This window comes from Modicisalibacter ilicicola DSM 19980 (assembly GCF_900128925.1).
Lineage (GTDB): Bacteria > Pseudomonadota > Gammaproteobacteria > Pseudomonadales > Halomonadaceae > Modicisalibacter > Modicisalibacter ilicicola.
Map to the genome: position 1 here is coordinate 118502 of NZ_FQUJ01000010.1, position 18680 is coordinate 137181.

Sequence of the window (18680 nt, forward strand, 5' to 3'; positions counted from 1 at the left end):
AAGAATCAAGGGGGAACGACCCATGGGACGCAGGAGCATGCAATTCACCCTCACCCGGGGCGATGGCGCCTCGAATGATGCCGGCGCCGACCTGGCGGTCGTCGACTTCCATCTCGAGGAAGCGCTCTCCCGGCCCTTCGAACTCACGGTGAATCTGGCCAGCCCCCGGCCCGATCTTGCCGCCGACGACTGGCTCGAACGCGAGGTGACCCTCACCGTGTGGCAGGACGGCAAAGCCCTGCGCCGCGTGCATGGCGTGGTCGCCGAGTTCGCCCAAGGCGATCGCGGCCACCGCCGCACCTTCTACACGCTTCTCGTCAGGCCGGCCCTGTGGCGGCTCTCCCTGCGCCACAACTCGCGTATCTTCCAGAACGCCTCGCCGCTGACCCTCATCAATACCCTGCTTGCCGAGCGCGGCATCAAGGATGCGACCTTCGCGGCGACCCGGGAGCCCGTCGAGCGCGAATACTGCGTGCAGTACCGCGAGACGGACCTTGCCTTCATCGAGCGCCTGGCCGCCGAGGAAGGCCTGTGCTATTTCCACGAATTCGACGAGCGAGCGGGTGGCGCCCATCGCCTGGTATTCGCCGACGATCCCAAGAGGCTCGGGAACCTGGGGCCACGGACCTACCACAGCCGCGCCGGCGGGACGGCGCCGGTCCACCATGTGCGGCGACTGCGCCAGGTTGCCCGGGTGCGACCGGCCTCGGCCATGCTGAAGGACTACTCCTTCAAGCAACCGGCATATGCGCAATTACATGAACAGGTCGGCAGTGCTCTGGAAGAACACGCGCAAAGAACCGACTACGAGCACTTCGACTATCCTGGGCGCTACAAGGCGGATGCCTCGGGCCAGGCGTTCACCAAGACCCGCCTGGAACGCCTGCGCCACGACGCCCTCACCGTGAACGCCGAAAGCGATCTACCCGAACTGCGGCCCGGGACCCGTTTCACCCTCGCCGGGCACGATAACGACGCGCTGAACCGTGACTGGCAAGTCATCGAGGTGGTCCACGACGGCAGCCAGCCCCAGGCGCTCGAAGAAGACGCCGTCGGCGGTGACGGCATGACTAAATACACCAACACCCTGGTGCTGATGCCTGCCGACCGGGCCTGGCGGCCAGCGCAAGATACAAAGCCGCGCGTCGATGGCCCCCAGGTGGCCTTCGTGGTTGGCCCCGAAGGCGAGGAGATTCACTGCGACGAACACGGCCGGGTCAAGGTGCGCTTCCCCTGGGATCGCTATGCCAAACCCGATGACACGGCCAGTGCCTGGATTCGCGTCGCCCAGGGCTGGGCCGGCGGTGGTTATGGGTCGATCGCGATACCGCGCATCGGCCACGAGGTGATCGTTTCCTTCCTCGAGGGCGACCCGGACCAGCCGCTGATCACCGGGCGCACCTATCACGCGGTGAATACCCCGCCCTACGCCCTGCCGGAGCACAAGACGCGCACCGTAATTCGCACCCAGACTCACCAGGGCGAGGGCTTCAACGAACTGCGCTTCGAGGATGCCCAGGACAACGAGCAGATCTGGATTCATGCCCAGAAGGATCTGGAGCTGATCACCGAAAACGATCGCACCGAGGAGATTCGCCGCGACAGCCATCTCAGGGTCAAGCGCGACCGACTCACCGGGATCGAGCACGACGAGCACCTCCACGTAAACGGCGAACGGCGCGAGAAGATCGACGGCGATGATCACCGGATCGTCGGCCAGACAAGCCACGAGAAATATGGCCGTGCCCAGCTCATCGAGGCGGGCAGCGAGATTCACCACAAGGCCGGCATGAAAGTCGTCATCGAAGCCGGCGCCGAGATCACCCTCAAGGCCGGCAGCAGCTTTCTCAAGCTCGACCCCAGCGGGGTGACGATCGTCGGCGCCGCGGTGAAGATCAACTCCGGCGGTAGCCCGGGCAGTGGCAGCGGCCAGGGCGCGCTGGAGCCGCTGGTGGCGGCGGAGGTGGAGGCAGCGCCGCAGTTCAAACCGGTACAGGCGCCGCAGCATGCTGCTCTTCTTCAGCAACGCGCACTCTGCCCGGTCTGTGAACCCAGTGGAGACGAAGCAGCCTCATGAGCACGACCTGGCCATTGGTACATGGGTTGTCACCCTCGCACTGGCGCTGGCCCGCTGACCAAAGCGTGCTGTTACTGCTCGATGGTGTCCGTGTGAGCGGGTTGGCGCGCAAGCTCTACGAATGGTCGGATGGCGCGATGGACGCCGAGCTGCTGTATGCCGGCACGCCCTGGGCGACGGTTCAGGAGGTGTCCCCCTGGCTGATCGCATTGCCTCATTTGCATGACCCGATTATCGCGATGTTCCTTGAGGAGGGAGCAGGCGACGAAGGGGGGTATCTGATCGTCAGCGATGCGTCGCTGGTCGAGGTCGCCGATCATCTGCGGCAATTGATCCAGGTCCGTCACCCTATGGATATTCCCATGCTACTGCGCCTGGCCGATCCGGCGGTGATTCATGCCTTGCTGCCTGAAGAGCCTTCTATGGGTCTGGCCCCTTGGGGGCCCATCACCCAGATCGTGGTGCCGGATGCCGTGGTGGGCGTATGGCGGGCCTGGTCGCCAGACACAGAAGTCGCGCAGGTGTGCTCTCCCATCGAACCGCCAGGCTATCGGTTGAACGAGGCTCAGCTACAGCGCCTGCAGGCCTGTGATCGCCGCGCGGATATTCGCCAACTGGCGAGCTTCGTCGAGACACATTGCGCGGGCTGGCTGAGCGACCTCACGCCTCAGGCACGTCACGCGCATCTATCGGCGCTCGTGACGCAAGGGCGGTCCTGGGGCTTTACCTCGCTGCGCGAGTGGTCGCTGCTCTGCACCGTGCTGGCACGGCTCGACATTCCCTCGCTGGACGACGCCAGGCTTTCCGAGAGAACACGCCATCTGCTTGCAGCTGTGGGTACCGGTACAGGCCTGGAGCGGCTGGAAGCGGCATTGACGAACATGAATGACATAACCAATAACACCTCAAGGAGTCTGTCATGACATCCTTTCAGCGACCCGCCGACGACCGCCACGATGGCGCGTTGGCCGCCTACGAGCAGCCGTGTCGTGACAGCGAAGAAGGCGCCAACTGCCCATTGCTGGAGCGCAAGGTCCAGCTATTGCCGCTACGCTACGGGATCGTCGAGGAGCTCCTTCCCGGCATCGGCATGCCCTATACGCTCGACGCCCGCCCGCTGGGCATTCGCCTGCTGCGCAACGGCTATCTTTATGTGCTGGACTCGACCGACAACTCACTCGCGGAGTACGAATTTCGCGACCAAGGCAACACCATCAGCGGCAAGCTCGAGTACCAGACCGATCGCACACTGTATGTCGGCTTCTCCGAAGTCCCATGGACCGAACGCAAGCGCGCCCAGGTACGTAACAGCACCAAGGATCGCGATGCCTTCATGCAGATGGTCGATCTCTCCGGTGCCAATCCCATTACCGGGGGCGGGGCTCAGCTCATTACCACTTCCCAGGCCGAACAGTGGGTCGCCGAGTTTGCCGAAGACGTCCAACCCGCCGCCATCGAAGACGGCCATGAACAGGAAGGCGAGCCCTATCACTGGGAGAACGAGCCCTACTACCACAAGACACGCCTGGGCAAGCTACTCAAGCAGCACCGGGTCGCCGATCGCGATGAATGCCTGTGCCTGATCTTGCGTGATGACCTCGGCGTGATGCGCGATCTGGCGAACCACCAAGACCACGTGGTCGACTGGGTCGAGACCTGGGCGAATGAAAACGACGGGCGCACCGAGCGCGATTATCTGCTCGGCTGTTACATCGAGTCGATCACCCAGTTGAGCAGCGACGAACTTGAGGCGCTGGCCAGCGCGGAAAAAGATACTGAGCGCCAGCCAATGTGGGACGACCTCACGGCGATGGACGATACGTCTCGGGAACAAACACGCCAGTCCATACTCGACTACCTAAACGATAATACGCCACTGCTACGGCCCAACGATCCCGATTTGCCTTCTGAGCTGAGAGCCCAGATTCTCGAGAACTCAAAAGGTGTCGACCGCGCCGATTATGCCTATCAGGGCGGCAGCGCTGATTATCGTGACGTCATCCAGCGTCGACAGGCGACCACTATCCAGCGTTATCAGGCACGCCAGGCATTGCAGGAAGCCGACCCGGGCTTTGTTGGTGCGCACCTGGACAGGCTGGTCAATGCCAAGCGTGAGCATGATCGCCGCGTTCACGATATTCTCGAGGGTGCCAATTTCGGTCAGCGCGGCATCAATGAGCTGATCAACCGGCCCAGGATGGATGCCTTTGTCGACCAGCAGCGCGAGAAGCTCGCCCGCTGGAATACTCTGCTCGACCGCATCACCGCCGACCGGGTCGACATGCTGTGCAGCGATCGCTTCCATGTGGCCGCCTGGCATTTCGATGCCCAAGACAACCAACAACTGGAAGCCGCCTTTGCCGCCGAATACAGTTGCATGCGGGATATCTGCCGTAGCGATGAGGCCAATGAACAGATATATGCCTGGCTAGAAGACAACCCACATAATGACCGCCCATTGCTGTACACCTTGTCGCTTGAGGAACAGACGACACTGACCAAGCAGTATGCCGACATCTTCGCGGCCGGCTATAAAGTCATTACCAATGCCCCCGAGTGGCTGGAAAAGCTTAAAAATATCGAACACGGCAGTCTACCGGATATTGCCTCCCTGCCTGAGAATGTCCACGCTCTCGCCGATGGCGCACGCGCCAACCTGAACCCGGCATTGGGAATTGGCATTGCAAAAGCTCTGGAACCGCTTTATCAGGTGACAGGCCATGCACTACCTCCACTGGAAGCGCTATTTCGCCCCATGCCAAGATTGCTGGCAGCGCGCATCCTCGATGCCACCGCCCGTGGAGATTTCGAGTTCCAGGTCTCTTCCACCGAGGAACTGCATGATTTTCGCGCCACCCTCCAGCGAGTTCTCGGGTTGCGTGAACGGCTTCTTTACGTCAATCGTCGACATGATCAAACCAAGGCAAGACGAGGGCATCGCTCTGCCGAGGCGCGGGACTTGCTCGGTGAACGACGCGCAATACAACGCCAGCTCGCCACGCAAGAAGAAGCCTTGGCCCGAGCGCTCAGCCCTGTGGCGGATTCTTCGGGTGAGCGTATCTCTCTTGCAGAGGGTAGTGCCGGTCGCGCAGGTCTAACGCTGGTATTGCCCGCCAACCAGCAGCAGCACGTCAGCGGAATGGTTCGCAACCTGCGTCAGGGCATCAACAGCGCCCCACGAATGGCCCTGGCCGGCGACGGCCTGGCGCTGGCTATTTTTATGGTACAGGCAGTCAATCTATGGGGCGCGATCGAGGCATTAAACCAATTGTCAAATCGTGATGGGGAAAGTCCAGATTACTTGGCTCGAAAGAGGCAGGCGTGGGCGGCATTCTTCGCTACGGGAGCAGCAGGGTTTCTTGCCGCCCAAGGGGTTGGCCATACCGCCTTGAGCACCCAAGCACGGGTGCTAGGCCAGGCGCTTCAGAAAACCGCTTCCGAAAAAGTTTATACCCAACTCGGCAAACTGCATCTCGGGTTAGGATTCGCGGGCTATGGCGCGGGGTTCCTTGCCGCTGGTTACAATCTCTATTCCAATCATGGCAACTGGCAAAGTGCCGTGCGCAGCGGCAACCATAAAGCTCAGGGTGCCGCATTGTTAGCCATGAGTGGTAACGCCAGCATGATGGGTGCTTATGGCTATGGTTTTGGAAGCAACGTACTCGCAGGGCTTGCCGTGCGTAGTGGTAAGATCACTTGGGCCATGGCGGGTGCCCGTCTGGCAAACGTATTCGGGCGCGTCAACCTGATTGGCCTTGCCGCCACCGTGCTGGAACTCGGCGGCACCTGGTTATACAACCGTCACAATCTCAGCGCCCACGATACCTGGTTACAGCACACACCCTGGGGACAAGAAGCTGGCGACGAATCTCTTGACTATTATTTGCAGACATTACGGGCCAGTGTCCAGCCAACGCATATCACTCTTGAGCCGCACTATGCCGATACCGGCATGGGGGGCTGGTTCAATCACGCCACGCGTTGGGCGCGCGATCCAAGCCACTACACCTTGAAGCTGACATTGCCCAGCATTACCCGGCAAATGCTCCAGGCTCCACTCGACGGCCAAGCTCCGGTCAGGTTGTCGTTCAGGGTATCACTGGTGCAGCCGGCCAAATTCAACCAGCGCACTGGCATCACACTCGCATCGGAGCGCTGGGTGCCCACCGAGTCACTGACCGACGCTCTAACGCTTCGACTGGCAACGGATCAACCGGGCATCAGCCTGGTCGGAGCTATTGCAGCTCATGAACGCACATCACATGGCTACAAAACCGAGCACATCGTCGTCGGTATTCGCGTCGAATGGCTCGATGGCACAGGCAGTTATGGCAACCCCAGTGATCAAACCATCTATCTCGATCCAGCCGGCGGTACGGGCCCGGACAAGCGATATACTCCGGGCGATGTCGATATCAGGCGTATGCAACAGGATTGGCAACGCCTTGATATCGGGTCGTGGTAACCAGGAAGGAAAAAACAATGAGCCGTGACACATCCACCAAGGACTTGCCCAAGCCAGAGCTGAATCAACCTCGCCGCGCCGGCGACAGCGAGCGTCAGTCCGGCAGCCGGATCACTTATCTGGCGCCGTTACCGTTGCCGACCGGCTATCCGAAGAGGGATTATCTCAAGGCCATCGACGAGATCAACGATACCTGGCTGGACTATGGCGCCGGCTGGCCTACGGTATTTGGTTGGCAACTGATTCTGGGGGGCACTGTCGGCCTTTTACTGATGTGCGTAGCTATTATTCCGTTACTAATGTCGGCCATGACCTATAGCGAGGCTTACCCTTTCATGGGTGAATTAGCAATCAACGTCGATATGGGCATTACCACTGCCTTCTGGGGTGGAGGAGCACTATTTCTCATCGCACTCTCGGTTGTTTTTTATGCCCACCAGCAACGCAAAAGTATCATCCCGGTACGTTTCAACCGCGAGCGTCGCGAAGTGTGCTTTGTACCGGAAGGCCTCCAAGGACATGAAGCGCCGGTTTTCGTGCCCTGGGAATCGTTGATGGCCTGGGTGATCGAGGGCCGCGGCGCTAGCGAGTACGGCGCGATGCAGCAATATGGCTTTGGACTAGGCTATGCACATCCCAAGACCGGGAAGTGGCTGACGCTGGAGTTCATGACGCCCGGCCTGCCACTGGCCATCAGCAGTTGGGAAGCGATTCGCGCCTATATGGAGTACGAAGTGAACTCGCTACGCGAAATCCAGGACCCTGAAGGGTTGCGAGGCCCCGACGACCCTCCCTACGAAGGTCTGCACACCTTGCGCAACGCTCGCCGGAATCTCAATGAGCGACGCCGCAACGGTGAGGTGGGCTGGTTATATGCGCTATGCTGGTACCTGTTCGATATCATTGAGTTGTGGAACCTGCCCGGCTATCTGGCCGAGTGGGAAACCCGCCGTCTCAAGAAAACCCGGCCCAAGCTACGTCCTCAAGCAATGGAGGAATGGTCGAAGCCGCTCCCCGAAGAACATTGGGCCCCACCTAGCGAAGGACTGACGCGCCTTTCAGCCGAGGTAACTCGGCTGCGGGAACAACAACCCAATCGTTCGATTGACCAGATCTTTGCCGAGGTTTATCAGCAGGAAAGGCTCACGGCGTAACAGGATGAACACTACGTCCCCTGGCTTCGTCTTCCGCCATGACGTGGGAACGCCAGAACATCAGGCGAGACGCGGGCGAGTCGTTGGGGCGCTGGTGACCGCCGGAGCTGCAGGATTTCTTGCCGCTCAATGGGTTGGTCATACAGCGCTGACTACCCAGGCTCGAGTGCTAGGTCAGGCGCTGCAAAAAAAGCCGCTTCTGAACGTGTTTATACCCAGCTCGGCAAACTGCATCTAGGGCTCGGATTCGTGGGTTATTTATCAGGCTTCATCACTGCGAGTTACAGTCTCTATTCCAATCATGGCAACTGGCAAAGTGCCGTGCGCTACGGCAACCAGAATTCCCAACATGCCGCAATGGCCAGCGTATTGGGGGCCAGTGGCATGCTAGGCGCCAATGCCTATGGCTTGGCCAGCACCCTCCATGCGGGGGCGTCGGTGATGCTAAAAAGGGCCACCTGGGCCGCCGCAGGCGCTCGCTTGAGCACGGTCTTCGCGCGCTTCAATCTCGCCGGGGCGCTCTTCACGGTGCTGGAGCTGGGCGGAAGCTGGCTCTACAACTATTACAGCACCAGCCGCCACGACAACTGGTTGCTCGGCACCCCTTGGAGCCGCGATCCCGAGACGAAAACCGATGTCTCGCTACACGACTACCAGCATCAGCTTCAAGCGTTGGCACAAGCGCCCAAGATCAACGTCAGCATCGAGAACCACGACAGCTGGTGGAAAGCGGCCCTTACCGGGCCAAAATCGATCGCCCTCGCCCTATCCTCACCGGCCATTGGTTTGAATGATTTGCTTGCTCCACTTGGCGGTCAGGCAAGCGTCAAGCTCTCGTTGGCGGGTTATCAGGTGCAGCCAGAATATCATGGCCGCAACTACGCACCCGAATATTGGGTCGTCGCGACGGACAAGGTGACCGCGGAGATTGAGTTTACTGAAGATGCCCCTCTGGTCTTGCGCTTTGCACTGCCCGAGCCTGCCTCGACACCCTATGGCCGTCGTACCCGCGACCTGGTCATCGCCGTTCGACTGGAGCGTCTGAATGACGATGGACAGTACCAGGGCCACGAGTATCATATCCGCGTCACGCCGCACGGGGGAGAAGGTGATTACACCCCCTCTGAAGTCGCCATCCGCGGCCAAAGCGCACCCTGGTACATCATCGATCCACTTTTTCTGACTTCATAAGGTAGCCCATGGCCGCTAGCGAACCTCAAACGCCGCCGCCCGATATCCATCAGACCTATCGGGCTGGTGATATCACCCCTTTCCCGACGGGCAAGCGCACCTTCCTGTCGCCCTTGCCGTTGCCCACCAAGACGGCGCCACTGGATTTCAATCACGTGATCGGGGAACTCAACGATACCTATCTGGATATCGGGGGGGGGTTACCCACGGCATTTACTTGGCAACTGACGTTAGGTGGGCCTTTTACTAGCTTTTTAATAATGGCTTTAATTTTTCCTCTTTTTTCTGCCACGTTGACGTCAGGCGAAGGGTACTCTTTCTCGAGTGAATTCATGGCTTTTTTTGAGGTTGGATTCGAGCAGGGAAGTTGGGCAGGGGGGCTAACGCTTGCCCTCGCCTTGATCATCAAATGCCATCACCACCTCAAAGCCCGCAGCGCTCTTCCCACCCGCTTCAACCGTCAGCGCCGTGAAGTCTATTTCGTGCCCGAGGATGGCAAGACACCCATCGTGGTGCCCTGGGAGTCCGTCGCTGCCTGGATCACCCAAGCTCAGGGCGTGACCCAATACGGCGTGCAGCGCCAGTATGGCCTGGGCATCGGGTTCTACGATCCCGCCACGCAGCAACCCCATCACCTGGAAATGCCCATGCCCGGCTTGCCCTTGGCACTCGGCCTGTGGGAGGCGATCCGTGGTTACATGGAATATGAGGTGAACTCGCTGCAGGAGATTCAGGACCCCCACGGCCTGCAACGCCCCGGTGATCCTCCCCATGAAGGCGTGCATACCTTCTACAACGCCCGGGATCGCCTGCATCGGCGTTATCGCGACAACGAGATCGGCCTGTTCCGAGTGACCATGTGGTACCTGTGGCACATTCTCGATCTCTGGACGATCCCGCACCATGTCACCGAGTGGGAAATCCGCGCGCTGCAAAAGGCCGGTCGCAAGGCGTTGCCCGAGGCCATGCAGGCCTGGTCACAACCGCTTCCCGAAAGCGAATGGGCCCAACCCAGCGAAGAACTCAAACGCCTTTCCGCCCAGGTTGATGCGCTTTACCAGCGGCGTCCACCCGGTGATATCACCGCGATCTTTGCCGAGGTTTATGAGAAAGAAAAAGCTAACGGCGTGAGGGGGCCTGGAGGTGTCTACGAAACCCGGGGCGATTCAGAGGTGTACTTCCCACAACCACTGACACAGGCGGCCCGACGCCGATGATGACCCGATCTTGACCCTCACCCCATATCAGGACCGGCTATCAGTAGAAATTCCGGCGGTGTTTCGCTGGAAGTCTCCGTTCGACAGAGACTTCCAGCGAACTCCTCAGGCATTAGCCAGTTCAAGGATGAATAAAACCAGGTCGACGAGTGGTGCTTCCTGGTGGAAACCCTCTATCGGTCTGCCGTCCGGCTGAAGCCTGGGATGCCACGTACTCACAATACTACTGCTGAAGATGCCCATGCCCGCTGCAGACCGCTCATCATGCCTTTTACCCCATCAACGCCGTCACGATCTGCCAGCACATCCCGAACAGACAGAGGATGCCAACCCCGTAGGCGATGGTGCGCCAGGGCTGAAGCGCCATCAGGTAGAAGATGGTGTGCAGGATTCGTGCTGCCGTGAAGGTCATGAACAGCCAGCCCGCGGCGCCCGGGCTGGCGCCGACCCAGCCGTAGGCGACGCCGAGGGCCAGGAAGATGGGGATGTTTTCCAGGTCGTTGCGCCAGGCCATGGCGGCGCGTTGCACCGGCGCCAACTCTTCATCGAGAGGCGTACGCCCGACGAATCGGGCGTCTTCCGGGGTCTTGAAGGCTTGCTTGCCGATGCGGTGATAGGCCTGGTAGAGGGAGTTGGCAAACATCTTGAAGAACAGCACCACCGCACTGATCGCGTACCAATAGGCGACGTCACTCATCGGCTCCCTCTCCTCTGCCTGTGTCAACATCCCGTCGATGCCTTCAAGCGTAGCTTTTATCACCCACGCTGCACGTCATTCAATTGTCGAGAATCATGGCCGTCAGGTCCTGGGCGAGAGGGTCGAGCACTTCCGACCAGGAGAGGTAGGGCGTGCTATGGTTGCCGTTGATCAGCACGCTGAAGCTGCCCCAGCGCCCGCTGCGGGTACGGAAGTAGCCGCCGATCGAGCGCACCGCGAACGGCTGGTTGAGGGTGCCGGTCTTGATCATCACGTGATGCTGGAACACCTCGCTGCCACGTCGGATGAAACGCATCGGGCCATTGGCGGGCGTTTGCATGCCGGCCACGAAGGAAGGAAACAGCGCTGCCCGTCGGTACATGGCCTCGAGCAGCTTGTTGACGCCTCGGGCCGAGGTGCGGTTCTCGGTGGTTAGTCCGCTGCCGCTGAGCAGGGTCAGCGGGCCATGCCCCGGCAACGCTTCGGCGAACCGTTCCAGGGTCCGCCCGGCCTGGACCAGAGAGGCGCGCGGCACCTCGACCAGGTCGAGACTCAGCATGTCGGCCATGAAGTTATTGGAGTGATTCAGGGTGCTCAGCAGCAGGGTCTGCAGCGTCTCGCTCTCGACCGCCGCGAGTTCACGGCTGGAAGAAGGCGGTGGCGTGGTGCTGGTGGCATGGCCGCCGCCGACCTCGACCCCGGCCTGTTCGAGCAGGGCAAGCAGGGTCAGCCCCGTCTGGCGCCCGGGGTCGGAGCTGGAGCGATAGAGTGGATGCTGGTTGCTGTTCAGCGCGATCTGGCCGCCGAGGACCAACCTGTCCACGTCATCGCGGGTGACACGTTCGGCCTCGAGCCGGGTGTTCTGCCCTGTCGCCACGGTCGTGACGCGATTTTCCATCTCGACCAGAGGAGTCAGGATGTCGCAGCTCATGACCCGGGCCGGGGCGCCGACCCGGGCACCGGGCAGCACGCTCGCGCACCAGTTGCCATAGTTGATGCCGGCGGACGACAGGAGCGCGTCATAGGAATTGCTCGAGCGCCAGCGCGAATCGCAGCGATCGGTGGTGATGCATTCGACGGGGCCGAAGCGCCACTGGCTGACGATGACATCACCGTTCACCGCCGTCACCCCTTGCTGGCGCAGCCCCTGGATCAGGCGCCAGAGATCCTCCGAAGTGAGCGCCGGGTCGCCACCGCCTTCGAGCACCAGATCGCCCTGCAATACCCCTTGCCCATCGAGGGTGCCGCTGGAGACCAGCCGCGTCGTGAAGCGGTGCTGAGGCCCCCAGCGCTCCAGTGCCGCGGCGGCGAGATAAAGCTTGGAGACCGAGGCCGGGGACAGGCGACGCTCGGGGTCGATCTCGCCGAGCACCTTGCCGCTGTCGAGCATCTGGGCCTGGGCGCCTATCGCGAAGCCCCTGTCGGCCAGGCGGGCGACATGGTCGAACCCGGCAGCCATGAGCTTGAGGGGCAGGCCAGCGAGCAGGAGCGCGGCAAGCAGCGCAACGAAGGGGCGAAGCATGAAAGAGACCTGAAATGAAGTACGCATGAACTAGTGGGCCGAGACGTTGGAGAACGCCTGGATGACGACCACGCCTCCGACGATCATCGCCAGGCCCAGCACCGCGGGAAGATCGAGCCGTTCCTTGAAGACGACGACACCGATCAGCGTCACCAACACGATGCCAAGCCCCGCCCAGAAGGCGTAGGCGATGCCCACCGGGACCGTGCGCAGCACCAGGGTGAGCATGTAGAAGGCGAGCCCGTAGCCCGTGACCACCAGCACACTCGGCCAGAAGCGGGTGAATTCCTCGGAGGACTTGAGCGCGGAGGTCGCCAGCACCTCGGCGACGATCGCCACGAACAGATAGAAATAGGCCATCACATGGCTCCCTGTGCCAGTCGACGACGCATCCAGGCATCGAAGGCAGTATTGAATATCAGCGCATAGAACAAAAAGAACAGCATGAAGCCCAGGTCCAGCCAGAAGGCCTCGACGATGCCGATCCCCAGCCACCAGGCAACGCCGGGCAGCGTCACGATCAACAGGCCGAGTTCGAATCCTAGCGCTTGAGCGCTTCGCTGCAGCAGTGTCCGCCGACGGGTGGGCACCCAGTGATCGAACAGGCGATTCCACACCAGATTCCAGAGCATGGCAAGGGTCGATATCGCCGCGGCCAACAGTCCCAATTCGCCGATCCCGTGTCCCGTCAGCCAGCTTGAAAGCGGCGTCACGATGACCAGACCACCGGCCTCGAACAGGGATGTATGCAGTAACCGCTCACCCCAACTGCGCATTGCTTCTTCTCCCTTCCTTCATCTTCGATCCCCATGGGTCCACACCACATCGAAGCGCTCAGGTAGGTACCAGCCCGGGACGATACGGGAGGTCGACGATCAACTTCCAGAGTCGCTGGCCGCTTTCGTGGTACTTGCGCTCGAAGGGGGTGAGGTAATCCCCCGCGGGGTCGTGCTCGACCACGTCGGGCACCACGTCGGACGCCAGACGCGTCGCCTCGGCGAATTCCTCGAGGTAGAGCCGCCAGTTGGACCGCAGTTCGAGCCGCCCCCCCAGGGCCTGGATCACCGGGAACACCGGGTGCCCCTGCCAGCGCATCTTGAGGTGCCCCGACTTGGGGTACGGATTGGGATACAGCAGATAGTGGCGTGCCGGCTGCCAGCCGGCGGCCAGCACCAGGCGCCAGAAGTCGACCAGGTCGGCACGCACGAGGCAAGCGTTGTCGGGAAGCGTGCCATGCTGCCGAGCGAGACGATCGGCGCTGCGATCGATGCCGATCACCGCATGATCCGGGTAAGCGCAGGCCAATCGACGCGTCGACACTCCCGTGCCGCAACCGGCATCGAGTATCAGGGCGCGCTCTTGCGCCGACAGCCACGCCCGCGCCTCGTCGAAGGCCCGCCGGGTGTGCTCGGCCACCGGCTTGCGCAGCGGGTGCGTCAGTGCTCGGTCGACACGCCGCGACAGATCCTGGTGCACTCCGTGCTGATTGGTGACGATGGATCGCGAATTGGCGTGCATACTGATGATGAAGCAACAAGAAGAATGGCCGACAAGTCTATCAGCCCCCGGGCGTAACCCCCAGATGGCGTGTCACATGGCCTTGCATGACGGGGCTGCGGGCCAGGTGCTATCATCTCGCACCAGAATCGCACAGATAGAGAACCAACAGCACACGAGGGACGCGGCTTGTCACAACTACCGGTGATTGTCGGCATGGGCGGTGTCAACGCTGCCGGCAGGAGCTCGGGCCATCAGGCGTTTCGCCGCACGGTGCTCGATGCCTTGCCCCAGGACGACCAGGCGCAGACGCTGATAGGACTGGCAGCGATGATGCAGTTGATCCTGCGCCAGGAGGACGGTTCCTGGCGGGATCGCCAGGGCGACCGCGTGGAAGCCGACGAGATCGTCAGCCGCTACCGTCAGACGATTCTCGAGCGCACCCTCATTCGGCGCATCGAGGCGTCCCTGTTCGATGTCGAGGGGATTCCCGCCAATCGTGCCAGCCGGCTCCAGTTCGATACGCCCCTGGTCTTCAAGGTGCGACGCCGCCAGCTCCCCCAGCCGGTTCCCGCCGACTGGCGGGTGCGCGAGATCGACGGCCGTCAGGTGGAGGTCAGCGTGCCGCCGGGCAGCCTCGACGTGCTGTTCCCCGAGCGCCGTGCCGCTCTGGTACGCGCCGCCGGCCAGTTGCCCAGCGGCTTCGAACCCGGCGCCCTCTATCGCAGCGTGCACCATCCGCGCGGGCTGTCCATGGCGGTGTTCGGGGCCAGCGACTGCCTGGGCCAGAGCGGCCTGGACTGGGCCACGCTGCGCGACAGCCTGGACCCGGACCAGATCGCCGTGTATGCCGGCAACTCCATCGGCCAGCTCGACGACCAGGGCTGGGGCGGCCTGCTCAAGAGCTATGTCTCGGGGGGCCGCGCCACCTCCAAGCAGATGCCGCTGGGCTATGGTCAGATGCCAGCGGATTTCCTGAACGCCTATGTGCTGGGCAGTGTCGGCCCCACCGGCGCCATCCAGGGCGCCTGTGCCACCTTCCTGTACAACTTGCGCCTGGGGGTCGAGGACATCCGCAGCGGTCGCCGCCGAGTGGTGATGGTCGGTACCAGCGATGCCCCGATCACGCCGGAGATCATCGAAGGCTTTCGCACCATGGGCGCCCTGGCCGATGACGACAGCCTCAAGGCGCTGGATGCCCTCACCCTGCTCACCGATGCCGACTATCAGCGTGCCTGCCGCCCGTTTGCCCGCAACTGCGGCTTCACCATCGCCGAGGCCAGCCAGTTCCTGCTGCTGATGGACGACGGCCTGGCCCTGGAAACCGGCGCCCAGATCCTCGGTTCGGTTCCCGGCGTGTTCACCAATGCGGATGGCTGGAAGCGCTCGATCTCGGCACCGGGAATCGGCAACTACATCACCCTGGGCAAGGCGGTCGCCCTGGCCCGCGAGATCCTGGGCGAGCGCGCGGTTCGGGAGCGCAGCTTTCTCCATGCCCATGCCACCAGCACGCCCAAGAACCGGATCACCGAGTCCCATGTGCTCGACGAGATCGCTCGGGCCAACGACATCACCGCCTGGCCGGTGGCCGGCATCAAGACCTTCGTCGGCCATTCCCAGGGCAGCGCAGCCGGCGACCAGCTGGCCAGCGCCCTGGGCAGTTTCGCCTACGGTCTGATTCCCGGGCTGCCGTACCTGGATGCCGTTGCCGATGACGTGCACGGCGAACGGCTTCGCCTCTTTCGCGATCCGCTGCCCTTCGAGGCCGATGCCGCCTTCATCAATTCCAAGGGCTTCGGTGGCAACAACGCCACCGGCGTGGTGCTGTCGCCACGCACCACCGAGCGCCTGCTTGCCAAGCGTCATGGCCAAGCCGCCCTCGAGGCCTGGAAACAGCGCCGGGAGACCGTCATGGCTGCCAGTGACCGCTATTGCCAGCGCGCCGACGCGGCAGACTTCGATGTCATCTACCGTTTCGGTCACGACGTGCTGGAGGGGCCGGAACTGGATATCGACAGGCACCGCATTCATATTCCCGGCTACGCCCGAGCGGTGTCTCTGGACGTGGACAACCCCTTCGGCCACCTCGACGACGACGCCCCTCAGGGCGAATCTTGAAAAACGGGCCTCGGCCCCGACTATGCGTGTCGGCTCGCCTCGATTAACCTGCAGCCATGCGATATCACCTGACCCGGCAAAGGACGCGCCCATGAACATCGTGGTCTACCCTGGCACCTTCGACCCCATCACCAACGGTCATTTCGATCTGATCGAGCGTGCCGCACGCATGTTCGACAGGATCGTGGTCGCGGTCGCGGAGAGTCCGGGCAAGCAGCCGGCCCTGGATATCGATACCCGGATCGCCTTGATCGAAGAGGTGGTCGACGGCCTCGACAACGTCGAGGTGGTGGGTTTCAGCTGCCTGCTGACCGAACTGCTCGACCAGCAGGGGGCGCGCATCATCCTGCGCGGCCTTCGCGCAGTTTCCGACTTCGAGTACGAACTGCAACTGGCCAACATGAACCGCGCCCAGGCTCCGCATGTCGAAAGCCTGTTCCTCACCCCCGCGGTGGAGAACTCCTACATCTCCGCCACCATCGTGCGAGAGATCGCCCGGCTGGGCGGCGACATCAGCAAGCTGGTACACCCGCGGGTCGCCGATGCCCTGCGCGCGCGTTATCATGCACCTCAGAATTCAGGTTAGTGGTGGCTACTCGTCGCCACACCAGCGAGGACTCGAATCATGGCCCTGATGATCACCGACGAATGCATCAACTGCGACGTCTGTGAACCCGAATGCCCCAACGGTGCCATTTCACCCGGGGAAGAGATCTACGTCATCGACCCCAACCTGTGCACCGAATGCGTCGGGCACTACGACGAGCCGCAGTGCCAGCAGGTCTGCCCCGTGGACTGCATCCCGCTCGATCCCGAGCGCAAGGAGACTCATGACCAGCTGATGAAGAAGTATCACATCATCACCGCCGCCTGAGTCTTTTATCACTCTGCTTGGAGTCTCCACGTTCGACGCCGTATCATTGGCTGCAGTAGACCTGCCGGCAATTTCTAGAAGCGGTAGTACGTGTATATCTCGAACAGCTGTGACGTCTCGTCGTTGCCCGCAAACCGCTCGTCGGCGCCCTCGTCCGGGAACGCCACGGCATAGACCGCCGAGACCGAGAACTTGTCGGTGATCGACCAGTCGGCATAGAGGTTGACCTCCTTGGCAAAATCGCTATCGCTCGCCCCCGCCGCCTCGACATCGTGGTAGCGGAAACGGTAGCCGATCAAGCCTGTCTCCAGGTCGTCCCGAGGCTGGATCGATGCCTTGACCATGTCGATGTCGAGGTTGCTGTTGAACAGCATGTACTCGCCGACGATCTCGCCCATGAACCAGTTGCCCCAGCCACCGGCAAAGTCGTAGAACAGCGTGTCGTAGTTTTCGCTGAATTCCGCCCGGCGGTACATGAACTGCGGCCGTAACGGCGCATTCTTGAATGTATAGGTCGCCTGCAGGTACCAGCCGTCCTCGTCGGTATTCTCATCGTCGTTTTTCTGATGCACCCATTGCCCGCCCAGGGACAGGTTGGGCACATTGGCAAGCGGTATCCCCTTGGCGCGCAGGTTGTAGACCTCCATGCCGTCGCGGATGGGGATATCGCTGTCGTAGACGTCCAGATAGGCCGCCCCGAACTTGGCCCGCTCGCCCCAGGTGTAGTCCACGTTGGTACCGTTGAGGCTGGTCTCGTTGTCGGGCCCGCCACTGACGTACTGGTCCGCCTTCAGGTAGAAAAGATCACCGTGCCAACCATGGCTATCGATGGTGGCAACCGCGCTTCGCGCGAAGGCCTCGCTCGGGCCGACATAATAACCGGCATACTTGCCAAGATCGGTGTAGCCGTCCCCCACCAGGAAGCCATCGCCAAAGATGAATTTCTGGCGGCCGAAGGAGAGCGTGACCGCGTCTTCACCCAAGGCATCCGCCCACAGCGTGCCGCTTTGCCAGCCCAGATAAGCTCGGTCGATGCGACCCTGCTCCGGATGATTCGGTGTCGTGCCAGCAGCATCGCCGTAGCGGCTGCCGCGCGTCAGGGCGTAACTGCCTTGCACCCCGCTAAACAGGGTACCGCTATCCGGGATGTCCCACTCACCCAGCACGCCGGGCTTGGCCGCGGCCTCCCACCAGGCTGGGCTTTTCTGAGTCGGCGCAGCGCCATCGATGCTGCGATCCGAACCGAAATTGACGTCATCGGTGACGATGCCAGCGGCATAGAGCGACAAGCCGGCCTTGAGCCGCACATCACCGTCGACGCTCTCGTAGAAGGTATGCTCCGAGGAGAGCGGCCGGATACCGGCATCCAGATAGTCGATATCGGTCACGGCGGCAAGCGCCTGGGGTGACGCGACGGCCAGACAGCACAGCACCCCCAGGCGACCACGCGCCGGAGTCTCTGCGGGGGGTAAGGAGGCATGATGTTTCATATGGCGGTCGTCCCTGTTCTATCATTGTCGCTTCCTTGCATGACGCTGCGCCCTCCAAAGAACGCGGCATCATTGATAACCCTAGGCCACCGATCCGGTTTCGCAACTTTCGTGACAAAAAAGGTTCATCGCATTTTGCCGGGAAACGCAGCTTTGATCTTCAGGAAGAAGTACGTCGCCCGCGTCCTGCTGCCGCTGCTCCGCAGGCTTAGCGTAGCGCTTCATCCCCTGATAGAGACTGTAGCCGGATACCCCCAGCCGGGCGGCCACTTCCGTGACGGGATGGCCTCGTTCCGTCACCTGCTTGACGGCTTCGATCTTGAATTCTTCGGTGTATCGCTGGCGGCTCATGGGACCTCATTGGTGCCTTCAGTATAA

The 18680-nt window shown here is 61.8% G+C and carries 15 protein-coding genes and 1 pseudogene; 9 read left to right on the forward strand and 7 right to left on the reverse strand.

The window, feature by feature from the left end:
- The first annotated feature begins 37 nt into the window (after positions 1–37).
- The 6 genes from BUA41_RS12265 to BUA41_RS12290 all read left to right on the forward strand — a co-directional run bounded on the left by BUA41_RS12265 (position 38) and on the right by BUA41_RS12290 (position 10104).
- Complete coding sequence (locus tag BUA41_RS12265; RefSeq protein ID WP_245791911.1) at positions 38–2077, forward strand: type VI secretion system Vgr family protein; 2040 nt, start codon at positions 38–40, stop codon at positions 2075–2077.
- Positions 2074–3000, forward strand: a complete 927-nt coding sequence (locus BUA41_RS12270) for a DUF4123 domain-containing protein (protein WP_072823245.1) — start codon at positions 2074–2076, stop codon at positions 2998–3000. Before BUA41_RS12265 ends, BUA41_RS12270 begins: the two co-directional genes overlap by 4 nt.
- Complete coding sequence (locus tag BUA41_RS12275) at positions 2997–6542, forward strand: toxin VasX (RefSeq protein WP_072823247.1); 3546 nt, start codon at positions 2997–2999, stop codon at positions 6540–6542. Before BUA41_RS12270 ends, BUA41_RS12275 begins: the two co-directional genes overlap by 4 nt.
- A 17-nt stretch (positions 6543–6559) precedes the next feature.
- Positions 6560–7696 carry a hypothetical protein gene (locus BUA41_RS19500; RefSeq protein WP_072823249.1) on the forward strand — a complete coding sequence of 379 codons (1137 nt, stop codon included), beginning with the start codon at positions 6560–6562 and terminating at the stop codon, positions 7694–7696.
- Between the two features lie 129 nt (positions 7697–7825).
- Positions 7826–8887: a hypothetical protein gene (locus BUA41_RS12285; protein ID WP_139249117.1), complete on the forward strand. Its 1062-nt coding sequence runs from the start codon at positions 7826–7828 to the stop codon at positions 8885–8887.
- Positions 8888–8895: 8 nt separating this feature from the next.
- A complete protein-coding gene (locus BUA41_RS12290; RefSeq protein WP_175546964.1) occupies positions 8896–10104 on the forward strand; it encodes a DUF6708 domain-containing protein in 1209 nt (402 codons plus the stop codon).
- A gap of 271 nt (positions 10105–10375) precedes the next feature.
- On the opposite strand, the gene BUA41_RS12295 is transcribed toward BUA41_RS12290, so the two are convergent.
- The 5 genes from BUA41_RS12295 to trmB form a co-directional block, all read right to left on the reverse strand.
- The gene (locus BUA41_RS12295; protein WP_072823255.1) at positions 10376–10801 is read right to left on the reverse strand and encodes an MAPEG family protein; all 426 of its coding nucleotides are present in this window, start codon (positions 10799–10801) and stop codon (positions 10376–10378) included.
- 79 nt (positions 10802–10880) lie between these two features.
- Positions 10881–12323 (reverse strand): D-alanyl-D-alanine carboxypeptidase/D-alanyl-D-alanine endopeptidase, encoded by a 1443-nt coding sequence (gene dacB, locus BUA41_RS12300; protein ID WP_072823257.1) that lies wholly within the window; start codon positions 12321–12323, stop codon positions 10881–10883.
- Between the two features lie 30 nt (positions 12324–12353).
- Complete coding sequence (locus BUA41_RS12305; RefSeq protein ID WP_072823259.1) at positions 12354–12683, reverse strand: DMT family transporter; 330 nt, start codon at positions 12681–12683, stop codon at positions 12354–12356.
- Complete coding sequence (locus BUA41_RS12310) at positions 12683–13099, reverse strand: PACE efflux transporter (protein WP_072823260.1); 417 nt, start codon at positions 13097–13099, stop codon at positions 12683–12685. The genes BUA41_RS12305 and BUA41_RS12310 overlap by 1 nt, the downstream gene beginning before the upstream one ends.
- A gap of 58 nt (positions 13100–13157) precedes the next feature.
- Entirely contained in the window at positions 13158–13841 is a 684-nt protein-coding gene (trmB, locus tag BUA41_RS12315) for a tRNA (guanine(46)-N(7))-methyltransferase TrmB (protein ID WP_072823262.1), read from the reverse strand.
- 195 nt (positions 13842–14036) lie between these two features.
- On the opposite strand from trmB, the gene BUA41_RS12320 reads away from it, so the two are divergent.
- The 3 genes from BUA41_RS12320 to BUA41_RS12330 all read left to right on the forward strand — a co-directional run bounded on the left by BUA41_RS12320 (position 14037) and on the right by BUA41_RS12330 (position 16812).
- Positions 14037–15938: a beta-ketoacyl synthase gene (locus BUA41_RS12320; RefSeq protein ID WP_072823264.1), complete on the forward strand. Its 1902-nt coding sequence runs from the start codon at positions 14037–14039 to the stop codon at positions 15936–15938.
- Between the two features lie 91 nt (positions 15939–16029).
- Entirely contained in the window at positions 16030–16524 is a 495-nt protein-coding gene (gene coaD / locus BUA41_RS12325) for a pantetheine-phosphate adenylyltransferase (protein WP_072823266.1), read from the forward strand.
- Between the two features lie 39 nt (positions 16525–16563).
- Positions 16564–16812, forward strand: coding sequence for a YfhL family 4Fe-4S dicluster ferredoxin (locus tag BUA41_RS12330; RefSeq protein WP_072823268.1), 249 nt, complete (start codon positions 16564–16566; stop codon positions 16810–16812).
- Positions 16813–16886: 74 nt separating this feature from the next.
- Here the strand turns inward: BUA41_RS12330 and BUA41_RS12335 are convergent, their stop codons facing one another.
- Both BUA41_RS12335 and BUA41_RS19740 read right to left on the reverse strand, forming a co-directional pair.
- On the reverse strand, positions 16887–18302 hold the full coding sequence (locus tag BUA41_RS12335; protein ID WP_072823270.1) for an alginate export family protein: 1416 nt from the start codon (positions 18300–18302) through the stop codon (positions 16887–16889).
- Positions 18303–18485: 183 nt separating this feature from the next.
- Positions 18486–18653: pseudogene (locus tag BUA41_RS19740) on the reverse strand (transposase); the annotation flags it as partial.
- Positions 18654–18680: the final 27 nt, after the last annotated feature.